The sequence below is a fragment of the Nguyenibacter vanlangensis genome (assembly GCF_013376155.1).
Classification (GTDB): domain Bacteria; phylum Pseudomonadota; class Alphaproteobacteria; order Acetobacterales; family Acetobacteraceae; genus Gluconacetobacter; species Gluconacetobacter vanlangensis.
The window spans coordinates 1-2,050 of the sequence record NZ_JABXXP010000514.1 but is presented as its reverse complement, the minus strand read 5'-3'; the positions used below and the strand labels follow the sequence as shown (position 1 = coordinate 2,050).

At 64.8% G+C, this 2,050-nt stretch carries 3 protein-coding genes; 2 read left to right on the top strand and 1 reads right to left on the bottom strand.

Annotated elements, in window-relative coordinates:
• The coding region (locus tag HUK84_RS16030; protein WP_176641176.1) for a helix-turn-helix domain-containing protein at window positions 1–194 on the bottom strand (194 nt) is incomplete at its 3' end.
• A gap of 119 nt (window positions 195–313) precedes the next feature.
• On the opposite strand from HUK84_RS16030, the gene HUK84_RS16025 reads away from it, so the two are divergent.
• Window positions 314–1,804: a catalase gene (locus HUK84_RS16025; RefSeq protein ID WP_176641175.1), complete on the top strand. Its 1,491-nt coding sequence runs from the start codon at window positions 314–316 to the stop codon at window positions 1,802–1,804.
• On the top strand, window positions 1,801–1,953 hold the full coding sequence (locus tag HUK84_RS16020) for a hypothetical protein (RefSeq protein WP_176641174.1): 153 nt from the start codon (window positions 1,801–1,803) through the stop codon (window positions 1,951–1,953). Before HUK84_RS16025 ends, HUK84_RS16020 begins: the two co-directional genes overlap by 4 nt.
• The last annotated feature ends 97 nt before the right edge of the window (window positions 1,954–2,050 follow it).

Here is a 2,050-nt window from a genome sequence, read left to right as displayed (position 1 = left end):
GGGCGGGCGCCGCCGCGCCCGCGCTCGAACAATGCGCAGCCCAGCAGGGCCTCCAGCTTGCGGATCTGTTCGCTCAGCGCCGGCTGGCTGACGCCGCAGCGTTCGGCGGCCCGGCCGAAATGGCCGGTTTCGGCGACGGTCAGCGCATACTCGCAATCGCGCAGGGAGAGGCCGGACAGGGAGGTGGTCTGCATGCCTTGCTCTATATCATAAGTATTGCCTATCGTGATGATATGGAGAATCGATTTTCGTTATTGAATGGCGTCCCTTAGCGTGCCGGTGACGCCATTGTGAGCGCAAGGGAAGAGCGAGAATGTCCGACATATCCCACAGGCCGGTACTGACCACCACGGCGGGTTCGCCGGTGCCCGACAACCAGAACAGCCGGAGTGCCGGCCCGCGCGGGCCGCTGCTGCTGGAAAACTATCAGTTGCTGGAGAAGCTGGCGCACCAGAACCGCGAGCGGATTCCCGAGCGCGTGGTCCATGCCAAGGGTTCGGGCGCCTACGGCACCTTCACGGTGACGCGGGACATCAGCCGCTATTCCCGTGCCCGCCTGTTTTCGGGAATCGGCAAGCAGACCGAGGTGCTGGCCCGTTTCTCGACCGTGGCGGGCGAGCGCGGCGCGGCCGATGCCGAGCGCGACGTGCGCGGTTTCGCCCTGAAATTCTATACCGAGGAGGGCAACTGGGACCTGGTCGGCAATAATACGCCGGTCTTCTTCATCCGCGATCCGATGAAATTTCCCGATTTCATCCGCACGCAGAAGCGCCATCCGCGGACCAATCTGCGTTCGGCCACCGCGATGTGGGATTTCTGGTCGCTGAGCCCGGAAAGCCTGCACCAGGTTGCGATCCTGTTTTCCGACCGGGGCCTGCCGCAGGGCCATCGTTTCATGAACGGCTATGGCAGCCACACATTTTCCTTCTGGAACGATGCGGGCGAGCGGTTCTGGGTCAAGTTCCATTTCAAGACGCAGCAGGGCCATCGGTTCTGGACCAATGCGGAAGGCAATGCGGTGATCGCCCAGGATCGGGAGAGCGCGCAGCGGGACCTGTACGAGGCGATCGAGCGCGGCGAATTTCCGCGCTGGACCGTCCATGTGCAGATCATGCCGGAACTGGAGGCCGAGACGACGTCCTATAACCCGTTCGACCTGACCAAAGTCTGGCCGCACAAGGATTATCCGCTGATCGAAGTCGGGGTGCTGGAGCTGAACCGCAATCCGGCGCATTATTTCGCCGAGATCGAGCAGGCGTCGTTCTCGCCGTCGAACATCGTGCCGGGGATCGGGTTTTCGCCCGACAAGGTGCTGCAGGGCCGGCTGTTCGCCTATGCCGACGCCCATCGCTATCGCGTCGGCACGCATTACGAGGCGCTGCCGGTCAACCGGCCGCACGCGGCTTCGGTCCATACCTATCATGCCGATGGGGCGATGCGCTTCGACGCGCCGCGCGGCACCGATGCGTATTACGAGCCGAATTCCTTCGGCGGTCCGGTGGAGGACCGTTCGGCCGCCGAACCGCCATTGCGCATCAGCGGGGACGCGGCCTGGTACGACCATCGGGCGGGCAATGACGATTACAGCCAGCCGGCCGCTTTGTTCCGGATGTTCGATGCCGGCCAGCGGGCGCGCTTCTTCGCCAATATCGCCGCCGCGATGCAGGGCGTGCCGCGGGAGATCGTCGAACGGCAACTGGCCCATTTCGCCAAGGCCGATCCGGCCTGGGCCGACGGCGTGCGGGCGGCGCTGGAGGCGGCTTCGGCCGGGGCGCCGTCATATTTGAAAGAGGGCGTGGAATGAACAGGAACACGCATCGGATGCTGATCGTCCGGGTTGCGGCTGCATCCTTGTCGGTCGCGCTGTCCGCCTGTTCCATGGCGGATGGTGCCGGGGTCTGCACCAATTGCGTCAGTGACGCGAATCCCGTCGGCAATGGAAATTTCCCCTGAAAGCCGGGGCCCGGTCCGTCGCAATGTCGGCTGAAGCGACGGATCGGGCCAGGGCCGCCGCTTTGCGCCGGCGGCCGCGTGGGGTCAGGGGCCGGGC